Genomic DNA, 17090 nt, shown 5'->3' with positions numbered 1-17090 from the left:
CATCCTTTTCCGAGGTATTTCCGGGAGCCGTAGGTCGTCCCGGACCGCGATGTCAGGATGGGTGCGGGGACGCCGGTTGAGAATTTGGGAAAGGCTGGAAAGATTATCCGGTGTGAGTGGATAATCGTGGCGAACCAAGGCGGCGGGGGTGCGCATGGACCGGCTGACGAGCCTGACGGCCTTTGTGCGGGTGGTGGAGTGCGGCGGCTTTTCCGCGGCGGCACGGCGGCTGAACCTTTCCGTCACCATGGTGAGCAACCATGTCCAGGCGCTGGAGGACCGGCTGGCGGTCCGCCTGTTGAATCGGACCACGCGGCGGGTCAGCCTGACCGATGCCGGTCGGGCCTATTATGAGCGCTGCGTCACCATTCTCGCCGAGCTGGAGGCCGCCGACGAGTTGGCCGTGGCGCTGACCGCGACGCCGCGGGGCACACTGCGCCTGCACATCGGCACACACCTCGCCCGCTTCATCGCACCGGTCATCGGCGATTTCGTCGCGCGCTACCCGGCGATTTCGGTGGAGTTGACCATCGGCGAGGCCTCGGTGGACATCGTGGACGAAGGGTTCGACTTGGCGGTGCATCCGTTGCAGCCGCAGAACACCAGCCTGATCTGCCGGCGGCTGACGCCCTGGCGACACGTGCTGTGCGCGGCGCCGGCCTATCTGGAAAGGCACGGCATTCCCCAAAACCTGGAGGATCTGGCGAACCACAATTGCCTGCGCTACAGCCATTACCCATTCGGCAATGAGTGGCGTTTCACCGGCCCGGGCCAATCGGACCTGTCGGCACGGGTGTCGGGCAATCTGGTGACCAACAGCGCGGAAACCCTGCTGCTGGTCGCATTGAGCGGCGAGGGTCTGCTGCTGCTGCCCAGCTTCATCGTACTGGACGCCTTGCGCAGCGGAGCCCTGTGCCGGCTGCTGCCGGACCACCGGCCGGTGGAATTCGCCATCAACGCCATCTATCCGCACCGGGATCACCTGTCGACCAAGGTGAGAACCTTCATCGACCTGCTGGCCGTGCATTTCGTCCGCCATCGCGAATGGCTGAACCCCTTCGACCCCTCCTCCACGCGGTCGGGAGCCGGACCCGACGGATTGCCCCCGCACCAGGACTGAACGGTCCCACAGGCGGCTTCGCCACTCGGCCGCCAAACGCAGACGAAGATAGTCTTCGTTTTCTGCTTGCTCGACTAAACGCGGACTGATACTGTCTGCGTTATCGGATGGACAGCCGGATCGCGGTGATCCGTAGGGCTCGAACGCCCGCCGCCGCCATTTCGGGCTTTTCAATCGGGCACCGGATGCCCGTCGGACAGGAGAGGGACTCATGAAAATCGTCGTCATCGGTGGAACGGGGCTGATCGGCTCCAAACTTGTTGCCATCCTGAGCGCCAGCGGCCATGAGGTCGTGGCCGCCTCGCCCAGCAAGGGCGTGAACACCATCACCGGCGAGGGATTGGCCGAGGCGCTGGCCGGCGCTGCGGCCGTCGTCGACGTGTCCAATGCCCCGTCCTTCGACGAAAAGGTCGTGACCGATTTCTTCCGGACCTCCGGCGGCAATCTGGCCGCGGCCGAGGCGAAGGCCGGCGTCCGCCACCATGTCGCCCTGTCGATCGTCGGCACCGACAGCGTTGCCGACCTCGGCTATTTCCGTGCCAAGGTGGAGCAGGAACGGCTGATCGCGCAGTCCGGCATTCCCTACACCATCGTCCGCGCCACCCAGTTCCTGGAATTCCTCGCCGGCATCGCCGACGGCCATGCCGATGGCGATACCGTGCGGCTGGCGCCGGTGCAGTTCCAGCCGATTGCCGCGGATGATGTGGCCGCCATCCTGGCCGAGACCGCCCTGGCGCAGCCGCTCAACGGACGCATCGACATCGCCGGTCCGGACCGCGGTCCCTTCGCCGACATCATCGGCCGTTATCTCAAGGCAGCGGGCGACCGCCGCAGCGCCGTCGGCGATCCGGCAGCCCGCTATTTCGGCGGCAGCGTCACCGAGTTTTCCCTGGTCCCCACCGGCCCGGCCCGCCTCGGCCGGATCGGCCTGACCGACTGGCTCGAACGGTCCAAGGCCGGCGCCTGAACGACTTTCCGCCCCCGGGCGTTGCTACCCGGCGTCCAATCAAAACCGTCGATTGCCAAAGGAGCAGACCCATGAAGCGCTTTATCGCCCCCCTGCTAGCCCCCCTGCTGATCGCGACCCTGCCGTTCGCCACGGCCCTTGCCGATACTCCCCAGTCGAAAAATGCCAAGGTGACCTTGGTCTACGAACACGCACTGCCCGACGTGCCCGGCAAGAGCGTCAAGGGCGTGCTGGTCGAATATGGTCCGGGCGGATATTCGCCTGCCCATACCCATGCGAAGTCGGCGCTCATCTACGCCACCGTGCTGGAGGGGGCGATCCGCAGCAAGGTCAATGACGGCCCGACCAAAACCTATGGGGTGGGCGAGAACTTCACCGAACTGCCGGGCGACCATCACGGGGTCAGCGCCAACGCCAGCGACACCAAGCCGGCGAAGCTCCTTGCCGTCTTCGTTGTCGACACCGCCGATACGGAGCTGACCACGCCGGACAAGAAGTGACGGAGAGGCTGTGGGACAGGGACGGCTTGCGCTTTGAAACGCGGATTATTAATGTCCCTGTTCCCTATTTTCTATCGGAACCGGCTATGGCACATCTCACCGTCAGCGTCGAGTACGGCATTCACTGCCTTCTCTGGCTGGTCTCATCGGGCAACCAGCCACTGAGCAGCCGTGACCTGGCCGAGTTGCAGGGCATCTCGCCGTCCTTTCTGGCCAAGATTTTCCCGAAGCTCGAAAAGGCCGGACTCGTGATGGCCAGCGAAGGCGTACGCGGTGGCTATCGGCTCGCCAAAGCACCGGAGGACATCACTTTTCTGGACATCGTCGATGCGATCGAAGGCGACAAGCCGCTTTTCGATTGCCAGGAAATCCGCGGTCGCTGCGCGGTGTTCGGTCAGCGACCGCCCTCCTGGGCGACATCCGGCGTCTGTGCGGTCCATGCGGTGATGATGCGTGCGGAAAAGGCGATGCGGGCAGTACTGGCCCAAGAGACCCTTGCCAACGTCGCCAACACATTCGGCCGCAAGGCCCCGGCGGAATTCTCCGACGAAATCGCCCATTGGATCCAGGACCGGCTCAGCACCCGGACCACGACACGCCCATCGCGATCCAGCTGAAACGCCCCTCGATCGGGAAGCGGAGGGCCGCGCATCAGGCATCGAGCCTGAAGCCGGCACAGCGAACGGCTCGCCCCTCATAAACATATATCACAGATGAAGCTTTACCGATCATCGACCCTCGCGTAGCGGCACGCTCCGCCTGACATCGGTTTCTGTGCCTGATAAGCACTCAATAGGGTAACGGACACCCAGAGCTTTTTTCGAACAGGGGTGCGACAATCTGTCCGTTCTTAAAGATGTATTTTCCCAGCATATTATAGCCATGACATCGCGCGATTGGCGCCGTCGGCGACACGCCCGATCCACCCGACGCCCACTCACGCTGAAGACGCCGTCGGCCATCGTCGACCGGGCGCGCCAGCGCACCAGAGCCAAGGAGCTCACATCATGAAGACACTCATCCTCACCACACATCACACGCCACGCGACATCAGCGACCGCATCGCCCTGGGCTTCACCAAGGCGCTACGCCTGCTGGCCGACACCTTCTTCGCCAAGCGCTACGGGCATCGCGCCATCGTGCTGGAAACAGTGGCGGCGGTTCCGGGTATGGTCGGCGCCACGCTGCAGCATCTGCGCTGCCTGCGCCGTATGCAGCATGACCAGGGTTGGATTCACACCCTGCTCGACGAGGCCGAGAACGAACGCATGCACCTGATGACCTTCATCGAGGTGGCAAAGCCGAACTGGCTGGAACGGGTCCTGATCCTGCTGACCCAGGGTGCTTTCTACAACGCTTTCTTCCTGCTGTACCTGATCTCGCCGAAGACGGCCCACCGCGTTGTCGGCTATTTCGAAGAGGAAGCCGTCATCAGCTACACCGGCTATCTCGCCGAAATCGACGCCGGCAGGCATGCCAACCCGCCGGCCCCGCGTCTTGCCATCGATTACTGGCAGCTCCCCGAAACCGCGACCCTGCGTGACGTTGTGCTCGCTGTCCGCAACGACGAAGCGAACCACCGCGACGTGAACCATAACTTCGCCGATACGCTGGCGGGCCAGCCTTCCGGTGCGAACCACCGCGAGGAGCCGCGCAAAGCCGCGTGACCGGAACCTTGGCCCCTCCCCTGCCCAAGGGGGGCCGACAGTCCAGCCCATCCCAATTTGCCAAGACGCCTTCACCGCCCGAAATCCAGGAGAGGAAAAGAGATGACACACCGGATGGACAACCGCGTCGCCGTCGTCACCGGCGCCAGTTCCGGCATCGGCCGGTCCATCGCCGAGCGATTCCTTGACGAAGGCGCCAAGGTCGCCGTGTTCGCCCGCAACGCGGAAGCCCTGCAGGAAATCGTTGCCAAGGCTCCCGACCGGGTGCTGGCCGTCGTCGGCGACGTGACCGTACGCGCCGACCTGGAGCGTCTGGTGCGGGAAACGACCGGACGTTTCGGCGGTGTGGACATTGTCGTTCCGAATGCCGGCGTTGCCAAGGTGGTGCCGTTCGCCGACAGCGACGAGGATGCCATCCAGGATCAGTTCTCGGTCAACGTCGTCGGCGCGCTCCAGACGGTGCGGCTGTTCCTGCCGTCGATCCGCCGGAACGGGTCCATCGTCTTCATCACCACCTTCCTGGTCCAGGTCGGCTTTCCGGGCCTCGCCGTCTATAGCGCCAGCAAAGCAGCCATCAGCTCGGCAACGAAGACGCTGGCCGCCGAACTCGCACCGCAGGGCATCCGGGTGAACGCCGTGGCCCCCGGCCCGATCGCCACCGCGATCTGGAGCAAGGTCGGCCTGCCCGAGGCTGCGCTCAGCCAGGTCGCGGCCAACGTTACCGCCCGCCTGTTCCCGGGCGCCTTCGGCGCTCCGCAGAGCATCGCCGACGCGGCGCTGTTCCTCGCTTCGGACGAGGCGAAGAACATCTACGGGCAGGAACTGGTCGTCGATGGCGGTTACACCATCGGGTGAGGAAGTGCTGTCCGCCTCGGAGCGGGCTGCGGAGCGGGCGGCGGCCCCGCTCGCCCGCGAGAATGCCTGTTCCGGCCCGGAGCATGACCAAAGCGATTGTAGCGGGTGCAACGGACCGCCAACCGCCCCTTTCACGACACAGCGGCCGGACGATCCCGGCCGCTCCTACCCCGCCGTCCAGCCGCCATCAATCATCAGTGAACTGCCGGTCATCAGGCTGGATGCGTCAGAGGCCAGAAAAAGGGCTCTGTTGCAAAGTTTGATGGCAGGCGCGAGGTTATGGTGGTGACGGTTACGGGCGTCACCGCCAACGCTATGCGTCCTGAAGTTTCAGCTGCTGGCTGATGAACTGCACAGCTTCGGCGAGCACACCGGGTCCAAGGTTGAAGGCGCGTTCGACAAGGCGCGCCTCGCCCGGGATGTCACGAGTGATGTTGAAGCTGGACGCTTGGCCTTTGCGGAGCGCCCGCATCGCCTCCAATCCCTTGATCGTTGCGCAGGCGTCTTCAGGGTCTTGAAGCCCCGCACCGGGCGGATCCAACGGCACGGTACAGGTAAGTCCACTTGCCACCGACCTTCACGGAGGTTTTGCCGACCCGCCAGCTGGTTGACCTCAGGCAGCGCCACTGCCAGCGTAGCCGCTTCTCGATCTCCGGCGCGTACTTGTGCACCCAGCGGTAGATCGTCGAATGATCGACCGTGACGCCGCGCTCGGCCATCATCTGCTCGGGATCACGGTAGCTGATGCCATATCGGCAGTACCAACGTACCGCCCGGAGCACGATCTCACCCTCGAAGTGGCGCCCCTTGAAGTCCGACACGGCTTGGCTCCCAACAGCGTCCAGCCATTCCGCCGCCTGCCGGCCAACTTTGCAACAGAGCCCAAGCAACTCATCATGTCTGCCCAGCTCGACGAGTTGCCCATGATCCATCACAACGATCAGATCGGCATGCCGGACCGAGGAGAGCCGATGGGCGATGGTGATTGTGGTGCGCTCCCTGGCAATCGTTTCAAGAGCCTGCGACATTGCCCGCTCCGTGACGGGGCCCAACGCGCTGGTCGCTTCATCCATCAGCAGCACACGTGGACGCCGCAGTATGGTGCGCGCCGGTGCAATGCGCTGCTTCTCGCCGCCGGAAAAGCGATAGCCACGCTCCCCGACCGGCGTGTCGTAGCCGTCGGGAAGCGCCGATATCATATCGTGGACCTGCGCGACTTTGGCGGCCGCAATCAGATCCTCATCCGAAGCATCCGGTTTGGCGAAACGGAGATTGTCGGCGATGGTCGCGTTGGGCAGGTACGGTTCCTGGGTGACCACGCCGAGCATGTCCGTCAACGACCGGAAACTCAGATCGCGGACATCGACGCCGTCGTAGCGGATCGAGCCGGCATCCACATCGTAGAGCCGGGCCAGCAGGTAGCCGAACGTTGTCTTCCCTGATCCGTTCGCGCCCACGATCGCCACATGCGATCCGGCGGGAATGTCAATCGAGACGCCGTCGATCGTTGGCCGCCGAGATCCGTCATAGGCGAAGCTGACCTCATGGAGGCGGATCGCGCCGCCGATGCTTTTCTGATCGGGAACCGTCGGGTCGGGCCGTTCACGGTTTTCAACCGGCCGGTCGAGATAATCGAAGATGCGTGCAATCAAGGCACGCGTCGTTCTGATCTCGACCCCGGACCTCAGAACCTCTTCCAGCGGCCAGAGCAGTCGCTCCTGCAGGGCGATCATGGCAACCAGCGTGCCGATGGTCACTGCCGCTGTTCCCTGGCTCATCAGGAAGCCACCGAGCAGCAAGGTCAACGCCGGCAATGCCTGCAGCACCAGATCGACCACCGCCCATTGCCACTGACCGGCGGTGTGGGATCGCACCTCAAGCGCCGCCACACCCTCGGAGGCGCTGACGAACCGCCGTGTCAGATGGTCGGTGCGGCCCATCGTGCGTGCGAGGATGATGCTGGAGATCGACAGGGATTCCTGCACCATCGACGACAGATCGGCGATGCGGAGCTGCTGCTCGTAGGTGATCTCCTCGCGCAATTTCCCGACACGATGGCTGATCCAGATCGCGGCCGGCAGAACCAGGAAGGAGAACAGCGCCAGTCGCCATTCCAGGGCCAGCATGGCGATCATCGTCATCACCACCGTGCTGACGTTGCGCGTCAGCTCGCCGGCGGTGTGGGTGCGAGCGCCTGCAGGCCGCCGATGTCGCTGGCGATGCGGGACTGCACCTCGCCCGTCCGCGTCGTCGTGAAGAAGCCGAGGGACAGGGATTGCAGATGCGCATAAACCCGCACCCGCAGGTCATGCATGATCGCCTGCCCGACCCTTGACGTGACCGCCACCTGAAGGGCACCGATCACGGTTCCGAAACAGGCAAGAGCGATCAGGCTGCCGGCGAGAAGTGCCAAAAGCCTGAGATCGCCGTTCGGCAGCGAGTCGTCGATGATGGCGCGCAACAAGAAAGGTAAGGCGATGCCCAAAGCCGACGAGGCGGGCGCACGGGCGCAGGCAGGCCGTCCGGTGCCGGACCTGCCGATGGCCGGGCAGCATGCTTGCGGACTTATGGGCGGAGTTTCGGCAACCGGATTTCGAACGTCACGCCTTGGGGATCCGACGCCATCGCCACCGCGACGCCGCCATGAGCCTGCGCGATGGCCTGCACCACCGCCAGGCCCAGGCCACTGCCGCCGCTCTCCCGTGAACGGGACGCGTCGCTGCGCCAGAAGGCGTCGAAGACCTGCGTCTCCGCCCCCTTCGGCAAGCCGGGGCCATGGTCGCAGACCCGCAGGATGGCATGGTCGCGCGTCACACGGGTTTCGATGCGGACCTCGCAAGGGGCGGCATAGCGCCGGACGTTGTCGAGCAGGGCGGTCAGGACCTGCCGGATGCGGACGCAGTCGCCGCGGATCACCACGGACCCCAGGTCCATATGGATCGACACGCCGGCCAGCTGAAGCATGGGCGTGGTGACGGCCACCACCGAGGCGACTTCCTGGGCAAGGTCGATGGTCTCCAGCCTCAACTCAAGACGCCCGTTCTGCGCCAGGGTCAGAACCTTCAAATCGTCGACGATCCGGCTCAGCCCCTCGACCTGGACAAGAAGCCCCTGGAGCGACGGTGTATCGGGTGTAAAGACACCGTCGACGTACCCCTGGATCTGGCCGCGCAGAATGGTCAGGGGCGTGCGCAGTTCATGGGCGATCGCGGCATGCCAGGCTCGCATTTCCGTTTCCGCCCGGTCCAGCTGCCCGGCCATGTGGTTGAAATCCTCGATCAGCTGGCGTGTTTCGGCGAAGGACGCTTTCGTCGGCGCGGCGCGCGCGCTCAGATCGCCGGCTGCAACCCGCCGGGCCGCTCTGGCGACCGCCTCCAGGGGCTGGATCAGCCGGCGGGCGAAGCGCATCGCCGCGAGGATCGCCCCTCCCATGCCGACGGCCCAAAGCACGAGGTAGGCGGTCCACTCGGGCGTCGTCGGCCAATAACTGTCCGCCTCGGGAATGCCCTCCAACCCCTCGGGTGCCCAGAACCGGAAATAGACGAACTCGTAGAACAGGATGGACCCGGCGCACATGATGATGAGCGCCAGCCCGGTTACGCCCGCCATGGACGCAACCAGCTGCCGGTTCAATGACTTGGCCGACTTCATGGAACGGTCGACAGCCGATAGCCGACGCCCCTGATGCTCTCGAAGAAATCGTCGGTTCCGGCCGCATGAAGTTTGCGCCGGATGTTGCTGGCATGGGTGTCGATTGTCCGCTCCAGTGTATTGCCTTCCGGCAGGCAGGCGTCGATCAGGTCGGCGCGGCTGAAAACGCGCGTGGGCTGGCGTGCCATATGCGACAGGATGCGGAATTCCGTCGCCGTCAGGTCGATGCGGATCCGACCATCGGCGCCGTGAACGGTGACCGCATGGGCCGTAAGGTCGATTTCCAGCGGACCGACCCGCAGCACCGCGATGTCGCTCCGGCCCATCGCGCGACGCAGGACCGCCTTGACCCTGGCAACCACCTCCAGCGGGTTGAACGGCTTGACGATGTAATCGTCGGCACCGATCCGCAAAGCCTGAAGCTTGTCGAGATCCTCGTCGAGCGCCGTGACCATGATGACGGGGGTATCGCTCCGACGTCTGATCGCCGCCAGAACCTCGTAGCCGTCGAGCTTGGGGATCTTGACATCGAGGAGCACGATGTCGGGTTGCAGCTGATGATGCAGATCGAGGGCGATCTGCCCATTCTCCGCACGAACCGTCCGCAGCCCCTCACGGTCGAGATACCCCGTGATGATCCGGGCGACGTCCGGCTCATCCTCCACAACCAACACCAGCACGCTCATTTCCTGCTCCAGATTTCGGCTGTGGGACTCATGGTAGCGCCGCTTTATGGACGTTCCGTGGAGAATGTGCAGAGACTGTCGCGCCGTTCGCCGAATTACGCGCCGGACTTATCCGGACACCGAAGGGCAGCCGCCCAAGGCACGGTAGAGGGCGGCAGCATTCTCCAGCCGCGCCCGCCTGGCGTCCAGCAGCGCCTGGTCGGCGGCGAACAGGCTGCGTTCGACGTCCAGGACTTCCAGGTAACCGACCGCACCGGCCAGATACCGGTTCATCGTCATCGTCCGGCGACGTGCCTCCACCTTGCGCAGGGCGGTCCGGGCCGCGACATCGCGCTCCAGCGAGGCCTGCCCGGCCAGGGCATCGGACACCTCGCGGAAGGCCGTCTGGATGGTCCGTTCATACTCAATGACGGCTGAGCTTTCCCGCGCCCGCGCCAGATCCAGATTGGCTTGGTTCCGCCCGCCGTCGAAGATCGGCAGGCTTACCTGGGGAACGAATTGCAACGCGCCGCTGCCGGCGGTGAAGAGGCTGCTGAGTTCACCGGACGCGACACCTCCCATGGCCGTGAGCCGGATCGAGGGGAAGAAGGCGGCGCGGGCGGCGCCGATCTGGGCATTGGCGGCTTGGAGCCGCTGCTCCGCCGCGACGATGTCGGGACGCGCCGTCAGCAGTTCGGAGGGGAGGCCGGCCCGCGTCACCCCCCATCCCACACCGAAAGCGGCGGAGGTGAAGGGCGGCGCATCCTTCGCTCCCGCCCTGTCGCTGTAGCCGGTCAGCAGGGCCAGGGCATGGTCGGCGCGCGCATGGACCAGCTGCTGCTCGATCAGGTCGGTGTCCGCGGTCCCGACCAGCGATCTGGCCTGCTCCAGTTCCAGCGGGGAGGAAACGCCGGCCGCGACGCGCCGACTCAGCAATGCGACCGCCGCCGCCCGCGAGGCGATGGCACGCCGCGCAAGGTCGACACGGGCCGCCGCCGCGCGCTCCAGCACGTAGCCCCGCACCACCTCGGCCACCACGCTGATCCTCGCCGCCTGCCGCGCCTGCTCCGTCGCCAGATACTCGTGCAGGGCCGCCTCCGACAGGCTCTGCGCCTTGCCGAAGAAATCCAGCTCATACGCCGCCAGGGTGACTCCCGCCTGATGGGCGGACTCGTTGTTTCTCGCCGGATGGGTGGTCGTGGCCTCAAGGGCGACGGTGGGCAGGCGGGAGGCCGATTGCACCCCGTGCAGGGCACGCGCCTCCTCGACCCGTGCCGCCGCCAGCTTCAGATCGCGGTTGTGCTCCAACGCCGCCGTGACAAGGCGTCTCAGCACGGGGTCGGGGAATTGCGTACACCAGGCCGTGCTCCGGATGGCGGATGCCGCCTCGTTCCCCGATGCCGGCTGGTTGGCCGGCCGGGTGTCGGGCGATTGGGCGTGGGGGGATTGGGCAGCGACCGGATAGCTGGCCGGGATCGGCGCGGCGGGCCGCTCGTAGAGGGGGGCCAGCGAACAGCCCGACAACAGGGCAATCGCACAGACGGCGGCGAAGGTCGCCGGCCGGCGATGAGTCCTCGACGGAGCGGTCATCCCCGGACCTCCTTCGGGGTCCGCAGCGCCGGTGTCTCCGGCCGGGCATCGCCGGGGAGTGTGCGGGCGGTGAGGAACTTCGCAAGTCCGCGCTGTCCGATCAGGAAGCGTTGGCCGGTGCGGGGCGACAGGGCGACCACCACCTCCACCACACGCTCGTCGACACGCTGCGTGGCATCGCTCGGGTCGATCTTCCTTTGCCCGAGGATCTCGCCGATGCGCAGAACCTCGCCGGACAGCGGCTCGGACGTGCTGTCCAGCGTGACCGTCACCGGCTGGCCGGCATGGACCTGCCGCATCAGCCGCTCTTCGACATCGACGCGGAAGATGAAGCGCTCGTTGGGCACCAGGGTGAACAGCGTCGAGACGCTGAGGGTCGAGGCGCCGCTGCCCGGCCGGGCCTGAAGCCGGACGATCCGCCCATCGACCGGCGCCCGGATCTCGCGCTGGGCGATCTCCATGTCCGCGGTCGCCAGCCGTGCCTGGGCGAGGCGGATTGCCGCGTCGTGGGCCTTCAGGTCCGCCTCGGCCTCCTCCAGGCGGCTTTGCGCCTCGTCGACCAGCTTGACCGCTTCGGCGCCGTCCCGGCGCAGGCGGTCGAGCCGGTCGCGGTCGCGGCGGGCGGCGGCGGCACGGACCCGCAGAACGGCGCCGCGGGCCTCCGTTTCGGCAAGGGCGGCACGGGCTTCGTCCAGCGTGGCGCGGGCCGCCCGGTCGTCCTGCCGCGCCAGCAGATCGCCGGCGCGCACGTCGGCGCCTTCCGACACGAAGATCGCCGAGATCACGCCGTCCCGCTGGGCGGCGATCTGGATCATGCCGCCTTCGACGTCGATCCGGCCGCGACCGGCCGCCGCGACCGGCACCTCCACCGACAGAATTTCCTGGTCTCCCGAACCGGCCCCGGACAACTCGTCCGTCATTGCGGTGGAGACGGCCAGCCCGACGCAGGAGCCAATGGCGATCACCGCCAATCCGCCCAGCATCAGGCGCTTAGGACGCAGCATTTTCAATGTCCCAATGATGGATGGTGTCAGGCGTTTCGGGCCGTTCGTCGGACAGGATCCGCCCGTCATCGATGATGACGATGCGGTCAGCGTGGCTGACCAGACGGCTGTCGTGGGTCACGCACAGGACCGCCGCCCCATTGCGGTGGGCGATCCTGCGCAGGATGCGGATCACCAGGTCGCCGTTGGTGCGATCCAGGGCGGAGGTCGGTTCATCGGCGAACAGCAGGGTCGGCTGCTTGACCAGGGCACGGGCGATGGCCACCCGCTGCTTCTCGCCGCCGGACATGGCCGATGGCTTGAGGTGGGCCCGGTCGCCCAAGCCGACCTCCTTCAAGCTCTCCCACGCGCGGTCGTCGATGTCCGCCGCCGGGGCGCCGGTCAGCTGGAGAACCAGCCGCACCTGATCCAGGGCGCTGAGAGCGCCGAACAGGTTGGGGCTCTGAAAGATGAAGCCGCAGTGGCGCAGGCGCACGGCAGTCCGGTCGGCCTCGCCGAGATCGGCGATCGGTTGGCCCAGAATGCTGACCGTGCCGCGGTCGGGACGCGACAGGCCGGCCAGCACCGCCATCAGCGTGGATTTGCCGGAGCCGGACGGCCCCATCAGCAGGGTCAGTTCGCCGCAGCGTGCCGTCAGGTCGATCCCCTTCAGGATGTCCATCCGGCTGTTGCCGCTGCTGTAGGATTTGCAAAGGTTCCGGGCGGCGAGCGCCGGCGTGTCCGAGGAAACGAGCATTGTTGTTCTCCTATCGCAGCAGATCGGCCGGCTCGCTGCGGTACAGCACCGACAGGGCGACCAGTCCCGACAGACAGGCGATGGCGGTGACGAACAGGGTCGTGACGCCGCCGAGCCACCATGTCAGCACCAGCGGGATCCCCATGATCCAGGCCAGCCCGCTGAGCAGGCCGGCGATGACGAACATCAGGAGGTTGCCGACAAGAGCGACCCACAGGGATTGTTCGAGAACGATGGCGCGCAGTTGGCCGACCGTGACGCCGAGGGCACGCAACGCCGCATATTCCTTCAGCGAGGCGATCACCGCTCCACGCAGGGTCTGGCCGGTTACGCCGACGCCGACCAGAAGCGCCAACAGCATGGAGAAGCCGAACGAGGTGCCGGCACCGGACTCCTCCAGCCAGAACAGAGCGGACTTCGTGGTCAGCTCCTCCGGCGTCGCGACGCCATAGGTCTGCACCCCACCCGCCGTTTCCAACTCGTCCCGAACCTGTTGGACATCGAAGCGGGGGTCGAGCTTCAACAGGAAATACGGAGGCCCGCTGCCCATCCAATCGGAATTGATCCGCCGGAGGGACTCGGCCGAAGTGAAGACGAGCGGCATGAGATTGCTGCGGAATCCGCGAACGAAACCGCCGACCGTCACGCGCTTTCCGGCGATCTCCGCGGTGCCGCCGATGGTTGCCCCCAGCTTGGCCGCGTCGGCTTGGTCCACCAGCACCGTCTCGGGATTCGACAGGACTGCCAGCGTGCCTTCCGGAATGCCGTCAAGTCCGCTGAGTTCGCCCGGCCGGATGTTGACGCCGACGATCATGACGTTCTGCCGCGCGCCATCCCCGGTCCGCCAGTCCGTGTATCCGAGGCTCATCTCATGAACCTCCCGAACGGCGGGGTGGGACCAGAACAGGCCTTCGACACGGGCCGGGACGATTGTCGACTGGTCCCAACTCTGAATGTTCGGGGCGGTGATCCACAAATCCGCCTTGGACCGCGTGAGCGGTAGGGTGAAGGCGTCGAGCTGGCCCAGCAGCAAACCAACCTGGACCAGAATCAGCAGACCGGAGAAGGCCAGCGTCAGGATCGCCGCGGCGAACCGCCTCCATTCATGCACAAGATTTTGTCGAGCAAGCGAAACCATCGAATGTCCCCGGGCTATCTGCCCGAACCAAGTGCCATCCGGTCGTGGAGGGAGCATCCATCGATTGTCGAGATTGTGCAGAGACGGCGGAACCGGGGGTGAAATGCGGGAGCCGACCCGGCCTTGATCGAAGCTCCATGAAATCTGCACAGAGCGATGGAAGGTTTCCGGCAAGCCAAAGTCGCCGCAGTGCGATGCAGCAGCCTTCCATCAAGGACACGATACAGATGACGACTGTTCTTTTGACCGGCGCGACGGGATTCATCGGCGGCGCCGTTCTCGCTCACGGCCTCTCCCACGATCCGGATTGGCATTGGATTCTGTCTTGTGCGGGGCAAGGGGGAGGAGCAGGCCCGTGCCCGGCTTGTCGAAAACCTGATCCGCTTCATGGGCGCCGATGGAGCCCGCAAGGCCATTCGGCGGGTCGAGATCGTCGTCGGCGACATCACCGATCCGACAAGCCTCGAAGACGGGCGTCTGGATGCCGTGACCCACATCCTGCATCTCGCCGCCGACACCTCCTTCCGTGCGCAGGAGCTTTGCCATCTGATCAATGTCGAGGGCACCAGGGCGCTTGCCGTGCGGGCGCGGCGCATGCCGCATCTGCAGCGCTTCCTCTATGGCGGAACCGCAATGATCTGCGGGGGCAACCCGCCGCCCGTGGTCACGGAATCCGATGCACCGGCTGAGGCAGCGCAGCACCTCGTTCCCTACACCCGGACCAAGGTCGCCGCCGAGGCGATGCTCCGGCAGGAGTTTGCCGACCTGCCCGTCGTCATGGTGCGCCCCTCCATCGTCACCGGACACCGGACGCTCGGCTGCATCCCCAGCAGCAGCATCTTCTGGATGTTCCGTGCCGGCGACCGGCTGCGTCTGGTGACGGGCGAGCTGGCGGGCGGCATCGACGTGGTTCCGGTCGATTGGACCGCCGAGATCCTGGTCGGGCTTCTGGCCAAGCCGACGCTGGCCCATGACGTCTATCATCTTTCGGCCGGCGAGGCGAAACGCACGACCTGGGACAGTCTGGCCGCCGCCTTCGAGCGCTGCGACCCCCAGGGCGGCCCCCGTTGCTACAGCCGGTTCGACGACGGCGATTGGAAGACGCTGCGGGCGCGTTTCCAGGCGGTCTTCGGCCTCGACCAACCGATCAAGCTGGCGATGCTGCGGGCGATGCGCGCCTATTACCAGTTCAGCACGCTCGGCGTCGTCTTCGCCAACGAGCGGCTGACGGCGGAGGGCTTTTCCCTGCCGCCGACACTGTCGGACTATCTGCCCGCCTGCCTGTCGGCCCCCGCCAACCTCTCGATCCTCGACCAGTTCGCCGACGATCTCGGCATGTTCGACGAAGCCCCTGCGGTTCAGGAAAATTCGGTTCAGCCGACCCCGGTGGCGGCATGACAGCGGTCGGCGCCTATGGGCTTCTCGGCCTCGCGATCCTGGCGGAAATCACCGCCACGATCGCGCTGAAGGCCGCCGACGGGATGAGCCGGATCGGCCCGATGGTGGTCGTCGCCATCGGCTATGCCCTGTCCTTCTGGCTGCTGTCCATGTCCCTCCAGCGCTTTCCCATCTCGCTCGTCTATTCGGTCTGGGCGGGGTTCGGCATGGCCGGTGCCGCCATCGGCGGCTGGTGGCTGTTCGGTGAGGCCCTGGCCCCGGCGGCGCTGCTCGGCATCGCGGTCATCGCCCTGGGCGTCTTCATCCTGGCAAGCGCGATGGAACCGTCCGCGGCCTGACCTCCGCGGCGCAACCGCTCACGACCACCCTTCACACATCGAACGCCCGGGATCTCGGCTCCGGTTCCGCCCGATGCGCGGGGCGGGGCAAAGCCTCTTCCCGTTAGGGAAGCCTCGACGACCATCATGCTGAAACGGTTTGCCACGCTACAGCCTTTGCAGCTGCCCTTGTGCTTGTCCGATACCGATACCCTGGACCTGCCAATCACAACCGGTCGTACCGCGCCCCGCCTCAGGCTTGGGCTCTGGCTGTGGGCGATAATGACCGCGGTGATCTCGATCATCGCGGTCATTCAGCCACACCGCTGCATCTCCTGGATCTATCGGCAGGCAGCCGAAGCCTGGGCGACGGCATCCCCGCTTTACGCGCCCGGACTGCACGGGTTCCTGTATTTTCCCACGGGCACTCTGGTGTATGGGCCGTTCGCCCTCCTCCTCCAGCCGCTCGACAGCCATGCATGGCGCCTCTTCCTCTCCGCCAGCCTGGTTCTCGCCGTGCGGCGCTACGCCCATATGCTGGCTCCCGGTGCCGGCGCCGCAGTCGCCGGGATGATCCTGGCGCTCACCATTCCCGCGGCGGTGATCGACCTGCTGCGTGGGCAGATGACCTTGCTGATGGCCGCAATCCTGCTGGTCGCCGCGGCGGACGCGGCGGATGGCAACCATCGGCGCGCCGGTTTCTGGCTGGCCCTGGCGGTCTTCGTGAAGCCTCTGGCACTTGTCCCGGCCATGCTGATCATCGTGGCGCTTCCCGCAGCCGGCCCAAGCTTTGCCGCGAGCCTGCTGATCGGGGTGGCGGCCAGCATGCTCCATCCTCATCCCGATTACGCGATGGCGCAATGGGTGGCGATGATCGACAAGCTGCGCTTCGCCGCGGCCCCGGACAGCGGTACCTGGTTCGACATCGGTGCGCTGCTCAAGCGGTTGGGACTGATCGGGCCGACGGAACCTCTCTTCGGACTGCGCCTTGCCGCCGCCCTGTCCACCCTGATCCTGGCTTTGCTGGCGGCGCGCCGGTTCGAAACGCGGACCGCCGTGATCTGCTGCCTCCATCTCGGCTGTTGTTACCTCCTGCTGTGGAATCCGCGCGTCGAGGAGGGGTCTTACGTCATGCTCGCCCTGCTTGTCGGCGGTCAGGCCGCCGTTGCCATCAGGACACCCGGCCATGAAAGACAGGCCTTGTTTGCCATGTGTCTGTGTCTTGCGGTGGGCACGCACCTGTACGGCGACTGGATTTACCGGCCGACCGCGTTCTGGATCAAACAGGTGGCGGCGCTCATTCATATGGCGGCGCTGTCATGGGATATCGCCGTCGCAGACCTATTTCATCCCCCTCCACAGAACATACACGTTCCCTCCATCGAAAATTGGCAGAAGTAGTAAATGATATCCCCTGTTACAGTTGATTGGCATCGCAACAGATTTAGAGGTGATTCTGGTTTTAATTAACATCACATCAAT

General features: G+C 65.7%; 16 protein-coding genes and 3 pseudogenes. 9 read left to right on the top strand and 10 right to left on the bottom strand.

Annotated elements, in window-relative coordinates; all coding sequences use genetic code 11:
- Positions 1 to 154: 154 nt before the first annotated feature.
- From ABNQ40_RS04805 to ABNQ40_RS04780, 6 genes are all read left to right on the top strand, one after another.
- The gene (locus ABNQ40_RS04805; protein ID WP_109050824.1) at positions 155 to 1120 is read left to right on the top strand and encodes a LysR family transcriptional regulator; all 966 of its coding nucleotides are present in this window, start codon (positions 155 to 157) and stop codon (positions 1118 to 1120) included.
- 211 nt (positions 1121 to 1331) lie between these two features.
- Positions 1332 to 2087: an SDR family oxidoreductase gene (locus tag ABNQ40_RS04800; RefSeq protein ID WP_109050823.1), complete on the top strand. Its 756-nt coding sequence runs from the start codon at positions 1332 to 1334 to the stop codon at positions 2085 to 2087.
- A gap of 71 nt (positions 2088 to 2158) precedes the next feature.
- A complete protein-coding gene (locus ABNQ40_RS04795; RefSeq protein WP_109050822.1) occupies positions 2159 to 2587 on the top strand; it encodes a cupin domain-containing protein in 429 nt (142 codons plus the stop codon).
- An 86-nt stretch (positions 2588 to 2673) separates the two neighbouring features.
- On the top strand, positions 2674 to 3204 hold the full coding sequence (locus tag ABNQ40_RS04790) for an Rrf2 family transcriptional regulator (protein ID WP_109050821.1): 531 nt from the start codon (positions 2674 to 2676) through the stop codon (positions 3202 to 3204).
- 390 nt (positions 3205 to 3594) lie between these two features.
- The gene (locus ABNQ40_RS04785; RefSeq protein WP_109050820.1) at positions 3595 to 4254 is read left to right on the top strand and encodes an alternative oxidase; all 660 of its coding nucleotides are present in this window, start codon (positions 3595 to 3597) and stop codon (positions 4252 to 4254) included.
- A 102-nt stretch (positions 4255 to 4356) separates the two neighbouring features.
- Complete coding sequence (locus tag ABNQ40_RS04780) at positions 4357 to 5109, top strand: SDR family NAD(P)-dependent oxidoreductase (protein ID WP_109050819.1); 753 nt, start codon at positions 4357 to 4359, stop codon at positions 5107 to 5109.
- A 165-nt stretch (positions 5110 to 5274) separates the two neighbouring features.
- Here the strand turns inward: ABNQ40_RS04780 and ABNQ40_RS04775 are convergent.
- From ABNQ40_RS04775 to ABNQ40_RS04730, 10 genes and pseudogenes are all read right to left on the bottom strand, one after another.
- Positions 5275 to 5352, bottom strand: a pseudogene (locus ABNQ40_RS04775) (2,5-dichloro-2,5-cyclohexadiene-1,4-diol dehydrogenase); the annotation flags it as partial.
- Between the two features lie 70 nt (positions 5353 to 5422).
- Positions 5423 to 5930: pseudogene (locus ABNQ40_RS04770) on the bottom strand (hypothetical protein).
- Between the two features lie 294 nt (positions 5931 to 6224).
- A pseudogene (locus tag ABNQ40_RS04765) lies at positions 6225 to 7235 on the bottom strand (ABC transporter ATP-binding protein); the annotation flags it as partial.
- A gap of 38 nt (positions 7236 to 7273) precedes the next feature.
- Positions 7274 to 7573: an ABC transporter transmembrane domain-containing protein gene (locus ABNQ40_RS04760; RefSeq protein ID WP_199235338.1), complete on the bottom strand. Its 300-nt coding sequence runs from the start codon at positions 7571 to 7573 to the stop codon at positions 7274 to 7276.
- A 101-nt stretch (positions 7574 to 7674) separates the two neighbouring features.
- On the bottom strand, positions 7675 to 8718 hold the full coding sequence (locus ABNQ40_RS04755; RefSeq protein ID WP_247879822.1) for an ATP-binding protein: 1044 nt from the start codon (positions 8716 to 8718) through the stop codon (positions 7675 to 7677).
- A 38-nt stretch (positions 8719 to 8756) separates the two neighbouring features.
- Positions 8757 to 9446 carry a response regulator gene (locus ABNQ40_RS04750; protein WP_109050166.1) on the bottom strand — a complete coding sequence of 230 codons (690 nt, stop codon included), beginning with the start codon at positions 9444 to 9446 and terminating at the stop codon, positions 8757 to 8759.
- A 108-nt stretch (positions 9447 to 9554) separates the two neighbouring features.
- A complete protein-coding gene (locus ABNQ40_RS04745) occupies positions 9555 to 11015 on the bottom strand; it encodes an efflux transporter outer membrane subunit (protein WP_109050165.1) in 1461 nt (486 codons plus the stop codon).
- Entirely contained in the window at positions 11012 to 12019 is a 1008-nt protein-coding gene (locus ABNQ40_RS04740; RefSeq protein WP_109050164.1) for an HlyD family secretion protein, read from the bottom strand. Before ABNQ40_RS04740 ends, ABNQ40_RS04745 begins: the two co-directional genes overlap by 4 nt.
- Positions 12006 to 12755, bottom strand: coding sequence for an ABC transporter ATP-binding protein (locus tag ABNQ40_RS04735; protein ID WP_109050163.1), 750 nt, complete (start codon positions 12753 to 12755; stop codon positions 12006 to 12008). Before ABNQ40_RS04735 ends, ABNQ40_RS04740 begins: the two co-directional genes overlap by 14 nt.
- A gap of 10 nt (positions 12756 to 12765) precedes the next feature.
- Complete coding sequence (locus ABNQ40_RS04730; RefSeq protein ID WP_109050162.1) at positions 12766 to 13893, bottom strand: ABC transporter permease; 1128 nt, start codon at positions 13891 to 13893, stop codon at positions 12766 to 12768.
- A 327-nt stretch (positions 13894 to 14220) separates the two neighbouring features.
- On the opposite strand from ABNQ40_RS04730, the gene ABNQ40_RS04725 reads away from it, so the two are divergent.
- The 3 genes from ABNQ40_RS04725 to ABNQ40_RS04715 all read left to right on the top strand — a co-directional run bounded on the left by ABNQ40_RS04725 (position 14221) and on the right by ABNQ40_RS04715 (position 17009).
- Positions 14221 to 15291: an SDR family oxidoreductase gene (locus ABNQ40_RS04725; RefSeq protein WP_391345642.1), complete on the top strand. Its 1071-nt coding sequence runs from the start codon at positions 14221 to 14223 to the stop codon at positions 15289 to 15291.
- On the top strand, positions 15288 to 15629 hold the full coding sequence (locus ABNQ40_RS04720) for a multidrug efflux SMR transporter (protein WP_109050161.1): 342 nt from the start codon (positions 15288 to 15290) through the stop codon (positions 15627 to 15629). Before ABNQ40_RS04725 ends, ABNQ40_RS04720 begins: the two co-directional genes overlap by 4 nt.
- 126 nt (positions 15630 to 15755) lie before the next feature.
- Positions 15756 to 17009, top strand: a complete 1254-nt coding sequence (locus tag ABNQ40_RS04715; RefSeq protein WP_109050160.1) for a glycosyltransferase family 87 protein — start codon at positions 15756 to 15758, stop codon at positions 17007 to 17009.
- The last annotated feature ends 81 nt before the right edge of the window (positions 17010 to 17090 follow it).

Origin of the sequence: Azospirillum sp. A23 (assembly GCF_042938965.1) — a bacterium.
Taxonomy (GTDB): domain Bacteria; phylum Pseudomonadota; class Alphaproteobacteria; order Azospirillales; family Azospirillaceae; genus Azospirillum; species Azospirillum melinis.
This window is presented reverse-complemented; position numbering and strand designations above follow the sequence as displayed.